This window comes from Pseudomonas sp. GXM4, assembly GCF_008923895.1.
Lineage (GTDB): Bacteria > Pseudomonadota > Gammaproteobacteria > Pseudomonadales > Pseudomonadaceae > Aquipseudomonas > Aquipseudomonas atacamensis.
Genome location: NZ_WBRZ01000241.1, coordinates 1 through 8220 on the forward strand (window position 1 = coordinate 1; position 8220 = coordinate 8220).

6 protein-coding genes and 1 pseudogene are annotated in these 8220 nt (G+C 56.5%); 4 read left to right on the forward strand and 3 right to left on the reverse strand.

Features of this window, described 5'->3' with window-relative positions:
* Window positions 1-119 precede the first annotated feature (119 nt).
* On the forward strand, window positions 120-386 hold the full coding sequence (locus F8N49_RS28095; RefSeq protein WP_218574903.1) for a hypothetical protein: 267 nt from the start codon (window positions 120-122) through the stop codon (window positions 384-386).
* Window positions 387-504: 118 nt separating this feature from the next.
* Here F8N49_RS28095 and F8N49_RS22305 read toward each other — a convergent pair whose 3' ends face one another.
* From F8N49_RS22305 to F8N49_RS22315, 3 genes are all read right to left on the reverse strand, one after another.
* Entirely contained in the window at window positions 505-1416 is a 912-nt protein-coding gene (locus F8N49_RS22305; protein ID WP_151552627.1) for a restriction endonuclease, read from the reverse strand.
* 650 nt (window positions 1417-2066) lie between these two features.
* Complete coding sequence (locus F8N49_RS22310) at window positions 2067-3143, reverse strand: BsuBI/PstI family type II restriction endonuclease (protein WP_122750842.1); 1077 nt, start codon at window positions 3141-3143, stop codon at window positions 2067-2069.
* Entirely contained in the window at window positions 3143-4948 is a 1806-nt protein-coding gene (locus F8N49_RS22315; RefSeq protein WP_151552629.1) for a class I SAM-dependent DNA methyltransferase, read from the reverse strand. Before F8N49_RS22315 ends, F8N49_RS22310 begins: the two co-directional genes overlap by 1 nt.
* 586 nt (window positions 4949-5534) lie before the next feature.
* Here F8N49_RS22315 and F8N49_RS22320 point away from each other — a divergent pair.
* The 3 genes and pseudogenes from F8N49_RS22320 (at window position 5535) to F8N49_RS28670 (ending at window position 8189) form a co-directional block, all read left to right on the forward strand.
* On the forward strand, window positions 5535-6122 hold the full coding sequence (locus F8N49_RS22320; protein ID WP_151552631.1) for a GNAT family N-acetyltransferase: 588 nt from the start codon (window positions 5535-5537) through the stop codon (window positions 6120-6122).
* Between the two features lie 282 nt (window positions 6123-6404).
* A pseudogene (locus tag F8N49_RS28665) lies at window positions 6405-7331 on the forward strand (methyl-accepting chemotaxis protein); the annotation flags it as partial.
* A 144-nt stretch (window positions 7332-7475) separates the two neighbouring features.
* Window positions 7476-8189 carry a methyl-accepting chemotaxis protein gene (locus F8N49_RS28670; RefSeq protein WP_371915160.1) on the forward strand — a complete coding sequence of 238 codons (714 nt, stop codon included), beginning with the start codon at window positions 7476-7478 and terminating at the stop codon, window positions 8187-8189.
* Window positions 8190-8220: the final 31 nt, after the last annotated feature.

Sequence of the window (8220 nt, forward strand, 5' to 3'; positions counted from 1 at the left end):
CGGCCAAGCAACCAACAGTCGATAAGTATTCAGCGGTGACAATAGCGACCAAGCGCGAGCCGAGGAAAAATGACTCGATGAGGTAGGGTTCTGGCTAGCGCGAGAGCTCAATACCTCGAATGACCGTGTTAGCCTTAACCCAACTTTGCCGCAACAGCCTGATGGGTAGTCTCGCCATGATTAACGAACACCCGCATGCACACGACCTCGATTTTTCAGAGATGATGAGAATCAAAAGGCTCTCACGTAACCGGCAGGTGGAGGCTGTCTATGCCGCTAGCCCACAAGCACTAGACTTAGCTTCTGAAAGTGCAAAAGCAATCCTTCGTGGAAAGACTGGCTCAATCGCCCACCCAAAACGTTTCACTGACATGAGCGATTGTTGAACGTCGGCAAGCCTTCACTATCAATTGGGATAGGAGCTGTAGCAGGCCACGTTAAGCAGGGTCCTAGCCTTGAAAAAATGTCCCGCACGTTGACTGCCCCTGCTAGCGATGTTGCAAGTCAATCGCCCGCGAAGTAATCGCTGTCGAGTTGCTTCACTTCGTAAACTTGCTTGATGCTCACGCCCAGGTTGTTTTCTACCATCAGGCGCGCCAGTTCAACACCGTCGATCAATACCACTTTGATATCCAGCCCGAGCGCTGCTGTGCGAGCCCCTTCAGAAAAGTCCGAGGTGGTAATAAACACGCCCTTTCGTGCACGCTGTCGAGTCAGGGCGCCTATAAACTTGTCGATTTCGGGGCGATGAACAGTGTTGGCCCAGCGCTTGGCCTGCAGATAGATCACATCAAGGCCTAGCTTGTCTTCTTTGATGATGCCGTCAATGCCGTCATCATTGGTCGCTTGGGTCGCCTTACCAGCCTCTTTGCGCGAGCCGCCATATCCCATGGCGATCATGAGATCGACGACCAACTGTTCAAAGAAGCTAGGGCTGGCCAGCCTAACTTGCGTCAGCAACTCATCTGCCAAAGACTGCGTCAGCGCCTGATGCGCCTCTGCTAGTTGCTCGTCTGGAGTGGTTTCGGCAACACCAACGTTCAGCACAGCGGGGACATCATCTGCTTGCGCTTTGGCAGTATGGAATTCTGCGAATTCGGGATACTGTTTCAGCCAGCTAACCGTGATGCGCTGCGGCCCATTGGCCAAGGCGTCAAGGCCTCGCGGAGTAATTTGCACCATGCCCTTGGTCGGAATGCAAAGCAGCCCAGCTTTATTCAAATAGGTACGAGCCCAGCCCACTCGATTGTTGATCACCGTCTGATAACCGGAAGGCAGGCGCTCCTTGCGTTCGTCCTCGGTCAGCTGAAACTGATCGGCTACACGCTCGCGCAACTCATTTAGCGGCAGCGCAGCAGTGTTCTGAACGATGCTCAACACAGGGCGCATCAAACTTTGAAAATCCGGAATAGCCACTGTTGCTCCTTAATTTACCGCCTGCTTCAGACACCGCCCGCATGACTCTCATCGAGAGTAGCGACCGTTTTGAGCATCTTCAAAATCACTAGCGCAAACGCCCGGCTCTTCAGAAAAAAGGTGACAGTTTTATTTTCCCAAATAAGTCTGTCACCTTTTCCATACTACTGCGCTCAACAAAAAACGCGCTTATGCGATTGAGCTCACGTATATCAGTGAACGCCAGACCGTTACATCGGTACCGTGGCTTTCTGGTTGCCTAGTCGGCTGTACACGTCCCGTTTTCTCAATGAGACCCTCTCCGCGAGCCCGGCGCAACACTCCACCTAGAGCGCGCGCTTCACTTGGTTTCTGAAGTCCAGTTGCCCATATGTCGTCGGGTGTGAATTCTGGCTGCCTCTGAGCGACCTGACGCACTGCCGCGTATGCCATTTTGGTCCAATCGTTATCCGCCATATCAACCCCTAGACACCTTCCGAAAGAATATCCACAGCTCTTCAAATAATCGCATGATGAATTATTCGCAGCATGCCTACCTATGAAATCACTCCGGTCCAACAAAATCCTTTTCAAACGGAGCAAGAGACTGGTCCATTAAAGGGTATTTTTTTGAGCCTAGCTAACACTCAATCGCGCCTTGCTTGTAAGCCCTAAGGACCTAGCAGCTGGTTCAAGCCAGACAGAGGACCCACTTCGTTACGGAGCATGAGGATTTTATCGGGCTCACTCATGAACCAGGCAAAAGACCCCCAAGCCAATCCTGTGGCGGTCTTCTTGAAGCCTGCCGACTCCCGATCCGCATATGCCGTGACAAAAGCGACTTGCGAGCGCTTGAAGCCGCCATTGTCCGTCAGGTCAAAAAGGGCATCTTGGCGGCGAGCGGTAATTGCGCCATCGGTAGCAACCACCTCGATAAAGACGATCAGGGGATTGGTCGGTCCGAGATCCACCAAAATCAAATCGGGTAGATTTTTATGCGCCTGAATGTCAAGTCCGATGGTCGAAGCCATGCGCAGGTCCTGCATGGCAACCTTGTTGCTCGACTCACTGAGCCAAAGCACAGCAGGTTTCTCCAGAAACTGCTTGGCAAATACCTCGACGACTGCCCTAGAAATCAACGAGCTAGGGCCATAGGACAATGTGCGCGTTTCGCCATTAGGGAACTTTACAAGCACGCCTTCCTGGTCCGCAGCTCCCATGCGCATCAGAGAAATCCGCGCAAGCGCACCTTTATTCAGGTGCTCATCTTGCCAATTGAAAATAGCCTCCTCTAAATTCTCGCCTTGGAGTGCAGGGTCGAACAAGGCAGCCAGATCAGTTTTGAGAGCATAGCGAGGCTTACCGGATGTGGTGGGAACATCCTTGTCTTCCATGACGGCACCAACTGCTACAAGACCCTCGCGGAGGGTCTCGTCACGAATAGGCTCACGGGTGTTATCGGCGTACCACCGCTTACCGGGAACCTCGTACGACCTCTTGCGCAAGTTAGATCTATAGCTGAGGCGCTCTTCATCGCTATCATTGGCCGCCTGTACATCGGTCATGCGATACACATGCACAGGGCCCAACCTAACGCTGGAGTGCTCCACAGCCCCGATATACAACATCGCAAATACAGCGCTTGCAGCTAACTCGCGAGTGCAGTAAATCCGATTCGGAGTGCCTTCCGGGAAGATAAGCGGGAGCCTTTCAGCGACCAGTTCCCTTGGTACGTAAGGTGGCAGCACTATATATCCCCTTCAAACAATCGATTGCATGCACTCTCAATGGATTCGCGATCAGCACCGGCATCGACCAGCCGAGCCAGCTCTACAAGTTCGTCGGGGCATGGCAGCGGCAGAGACTCCAGCTCGTAGGCAGAGACGGCGACGGACCCACTTACGCAGCGAAAAGCGCGGTCTGCAGCCGAGCTGTTGATAAATGCACCCAGCACATCGGCGCGAATCCTTGGTGATTCGATGATCGGCCGAATCATATTGACGTGATTCTCGATGACGACGCCGCCATGCTTTTCTAGGAACTCGGCAGGCAGCGCTGTGGCTATGAGGCGCCGACTTTGCTCCTTGGCCGTGGTGCGCTGCAGCAGAACGCAGGGCTTAGTGGTCACCAGCCAATTGTCGCCGGCCTTCAGCTCGAAGTATGGGGCATGATTTTTTTTATCCGCGCGGAATACGAAACGGCCATCGGCGGTGATTGCTTCAGCCCAGATCAGTGGCAGGCGCTTGCTGCTTGGGCGATGCGCAAGCTGACTCTTGAAACGGTTCCACACCAACGGTCCAGTACTTACGCCATAGCCCCAGTCGGCGAGACGGTAGGGCATGCGCGTCAGCCGTTGGACCAGAGCGCTCTGCTCAGTCGTACGCGGCAAGAGCCAAGGAAGCGATGAGTCGGCGGGGAGGACTATCTTGCCCGTCTGCTGGACATCCAACCCGTTCATGGATGGAGCAATTTCGGCAACAACGACTGGAGCACTGTCCGCGCCTTTACGATATGTCGCCAGAGCTGTCTCCTGCAGCACGTCGTCAAAAACGCCCTTTCGAGCGGTCACGAAATCGATGGTCAGCGGCGGCGCTGAGCGCCCCAACAAGGCCCGTAGATTTTTAAAGTAGACGCCGGCTAGAAATGAGGTCGGGGTGACGTAGGCAATAACGCCGCCCAACTTGGTGTGACGTAGCGCCAGATCGGTAAACAGCCCATACAGGTTCGCGTGGCCATACAGCGAGCGCTTGTAACGGTCGCGAGTCTCGGCGTCGAGCTTGGCTCGGCCATATGGAGGATTGCCGATCACCAAATCGAAACGGTCTTTCGGCTGACTGCGGCGAAGCGAGTCACAGACGGTAACCATAACGGGCAGCTTACGGCCCGCCAGCCGGCTAATCGGCAGTACCACAGCATCCAAGGTGACTTGGCTAAGCCAAGCCCCGAATGGATCAATTTCATAGCCGCGCAAGCGGTTGCCGATGCTCTGCATTAGAAACTTTGGGCTGCAATGCTTCTGTTCGTCCATGATCCGCTGGGCGATGGGTGCCAAAAAGGCTCCTCCTCCGCAAGCAGGATCAAGCACGCGACACTTCGCCCAGTCAACATTAGCTAACGTTACTTGGTCGAGCAGACGGGCAGTCAAGACAGGTGGAGTGTAGAAAATACCGTACTCCCCACGATGTACAGCTGGGAGCATACCGGTATAGGTGAGGCCAATTTGATAGGCGGCGGTTTCTGCATTAAATTTTGCGGCAGTGCGACCAATTGTTTCCGCGAGTGCGGCGGCAGCCTCTGGCAGCGGCTCGGTAGGGAATGGATGGAGCGGTGAACGTAGCTCTTGGGGGACGATGTCGACGCTGGTCAAACCACACCACCAAGCCTCGATCAGGCGCACACCAAATGCACGCGCAAGGGCTAGTTGGTGATCCGCCGGGAAAGTGGCAACCAGGGCGCGAGCCATGACTCTAGCAGAGGCCAGCACCTGGCTGGGGGATTCCGCAGCCGTTTGGTCCGCTTGCTGTGCCTCTTTCGTCTGTGCCGTGTGAGCCATATTTCCCCCTTTTTCGCGGGCTGGGATTCTACAGGACTCGGCGTCCTACCAACCGCTTTTGTGCAAATTGCGTGATGAGTGACACCCAACGGATGCAGAAGAGCCATTACGCAACCATCTTCCAGTCGGAGTCAGGTCAAATGGTATGTAGCTTCTTCAGCGAGTTTCTGGTGGTGGCGTACCTTTGGCGCTGTAAGTGTCTGCCATGAGTGAAATTGATGACATGGCGAAGAAGCTGACTTTAGACCGCATAAAGCCATAACTTAGGGGATAAGCCAACAGAAAATACTGGCTAAATATACAGCCATGCTGAGATGGCGCTTTTCCCCTAGGCCTGATAGCGAATCACTCGCAAACTACGGTTATCGTTTTTTTGAAATCGGGTTAACACGCTCCGATGCGCACGACATAAACTTTTCTTCACCACGCCCACCCGACCAATCCCATAAAATCCCCCCGCTCATTCAAGAAACTACGGTTCGCCCGCGCTCCTAGCGGGCTTTTTTTCGCCTCGGCTTCTCCATATCTTGCCGCTCCCCACCATATGCGCGACTCTGCCAGCAGATCCCTCGCCAAGGAGCGCTCGATGCCGCTGTTATCCCTGCCCTGCCCGCGCCTGACCCTTGCCATCCTCTCCCCCGATCAAGCCGAGCTCGAAAGCGCGTTCTACCAGCGCAACCTCCGCCACCTGGCGGCGTGGTCGCCCATCCGCACCACCGACTACTTCTCCACCGCCAACATCCGCCGTCGCTTGGAGATCCAGGCCAGCGCCTTCGAAGCCGGGTTAGCCATGCATTTCGCACTGCTGTCGCCGGACGGTCAGCAGATGATTGGTGCGTGCAATTTCAGCGGGATTATTCGGGGGGCGTTTCAGGCGTGTTATTTGGGTTATCACATCGATGAGGCGCATCAGGGGCTGGGTTTGATGCAGGAGGGGCTGGAGGCGGGGATTAGTTATATGTTCGATGTGCAGAATCTGCATCGGATCATGGCCAATTACATTCCGGGCAATGAGCGCAGCGCGCGGTTGCTTGAGCGACTGGGCTTTGAGCGTGAAGGCTATGCGAAGGCGTATCTGAATATCGCTGGGCGTTGGCAGGATCATGTGCTGACGGCGCTGGTCAATCCGGGGTTCGAGGCGCCGGATCAGCGCTGGTCGCGGCGCCTCGGTTGAGTTGCGCGAAACCTGTCAGACAAAAATCCTTTCAGCTCTCGGGTTTGCGGCCGATACAGACCTGCTAACACCCCTGCTGGCTCAAAAGAACAACAATCTTCCAGCTTAACTGACGACCAAGAAACCCAACGTTTCTGGAGGATTTGCATGAATAGCTGGTTCGGTAACATCAGCGTGAACATGAAACTCGGCCTGGGCTTCGGCCTGGTGCTGGCCCTGACCTGCGTTCTGGCGCTGACCGGCTGGACCAGCCTCGGCGGCCTGATCGACCGCAGCAACTGGATGAGCGACATCACCCAGCTCAACGCTGGCCTGACCAAACTGCGCGTGGTGCGCCTGCAATACATGCTGACCAACGGCGACGAAACCGCCGCGCAGAATGTGCAGACCACCCTGGAAAGTTTCGCCGCTCAGCAGCAGGCGTTGATCAGCAAATTCAAGAGTCCGGAGAACGTCAAACTGCTCAAGCAGCAGGCCGCGACCATCGCTGAATACCAGACCTCGCTGAACAAAATGCGCAACGCCTATCGCACCGGCAACAGCGCGCGCGACACCATGAGCGCCAACGCCCAGACCGCCTACAACCTGATCGAATCGATCAGCCAGCGCGTGCAGCAGTCGGAGTTGAGCGATCAGCGTTTCGAGCAGTTCCAGGCGGTTACTGCCGCCAAGGAAGCGTTCATCCTCGCGCGCTATGAAGTGCGTGGTTACACCGCGACCAGCAACGCCGAGACCGAGCAGAAAGCCGTCGGCCAGATCGACGCGGCCATCGCCAGCCTCAAACCGCTGAATGCGCAATTTGCCGCGACTCAGCAGGATGCCTTGCGCCAATTGGAAACCGCGCTGACCAGCTATCGCAGCGCGTTGATGGCGTACAAGAACGCCAACACCGAGGCCGTGCAGGCGCGTAAGGAAATGACCGATCAGGGCACCACCATCGTCGCTCTGAGCGAGCAGCTGTACCAGATCCAGCTTGATCGCCGTGATGCTGAAAGCGCTCAGGCGCGCACCTTCCAGTTGATCAGCACGTTGCTGGCGCTGCTGGTTGGCGTGATTGCAGCAGTGATCATCACCCGTCAGATCACCCGGCCGTTGCAGGAAACCCTGGCCGTGGTCGAGCGCATCGCCAGCGGCGACCTGACCCAGAATGTCACCGTTACCCGTCGCGATGAACTCGGCGTGTTGCAGCAAGGCATTGCGCGCATGGGCGTGACCCTGCGTGATTTGATCAGTGGCATCCGCGACGGCGTCACTCAGATCGCCAGCGCCGCTGAAGAGTTGTCGGCCGTGACCGAGCAGACCAGCGCCGGTGTGAACAGCCAGAAAGTCGAGACCGATCAGGTCGCCACCGCCATGCACGAAATGACTGCCACCGTGCAGGAAGTTGCGCGCAACGCCGAAGAAGCGTCGCAAGCCGCCGCTGCTGCGGACGGCGAGGCCCGTGAAGGTGACAAGGTGGTGAATGAGGCCATCGCACAGATCGAGCGTCTGGCCAGCGAAGTGGTGCGTTCGACCGAAGCGATGAGCGTGCTGCAACAGGAAAGCGACAAGATCGGCAGCGTCATGGACGTGATCAAGGCTGTCGCCGAACAGACCAACCTGCTCGCACTCAACGCCGCGATCGAAGCAGCGCGTGCCGGTGAAGCCGGGCGTGGATTTGCCGTGGTTGCTGACGAAGTGCGCGGTTTGGCCCAGCGTACGCAGAAATCCACCGAGGAAATCGAAGGTCTGGTCGCCGGTCTGCAGAACGGCACCCAGCAGGTTTCTGCAGTGATGAACAACAGCCGCGCGCTGACCGACAGCAGCGTCGCCCTGACGCGCAAGGCCGGCGCCTCACTGGAAAACATCACCCGCACGGTGTCGAACATCCAGTCGATGAACCAGCAGATCGCCGCCGCTGCCGAACAGCAAAGCGCCGTGGCCGAAGAGATCAGCCGCAGCATCATCAACGTCCGTGACGTGTCCGAACAGACCGCAGCGGCGAGTGATGAGACGGCAGCGTCGAGTGTTGAACTGGCGCGGTTGGGTGGTCAGTTGCAGCAGATGGTCAGCCACTTCCGCGTATGACGTTGGTTTTGCGCTGAGGCTGAAACCGAAT

Bases quoted from the DNA above. Each gene is read 5' to 3' on its own strand.
- F8N49_RS28095 (WP_218574903.1), top strand. From the start codon at position 120: ATGACCGTGTTAGCCTTAACCCAACTTTGCCGCAACAGCCTGATGGGT.
- F8N49_RS22315 (WP_151552629.1), bottom strand. From the start codon at position 4,948: ATGGCTCACACGGCACAGACGAAAGAGGCACAGCAAGCGGACCAAACG.
- F8N49_RS22320 (WP_151552631.1), top strand. From the start codon at position 5,535: ATGCCGCTGTTATCCCTGCCCTGCCCGCGCCTGACCCTTGCCATCCTC.
- F8N49_RS28670 (WP_371915160.1), top strand. From the start codon at position 7,476: ATGCACGAAATGACTGCCACCGTGCAGGAAGTTGCGCGCAACGCCGAA.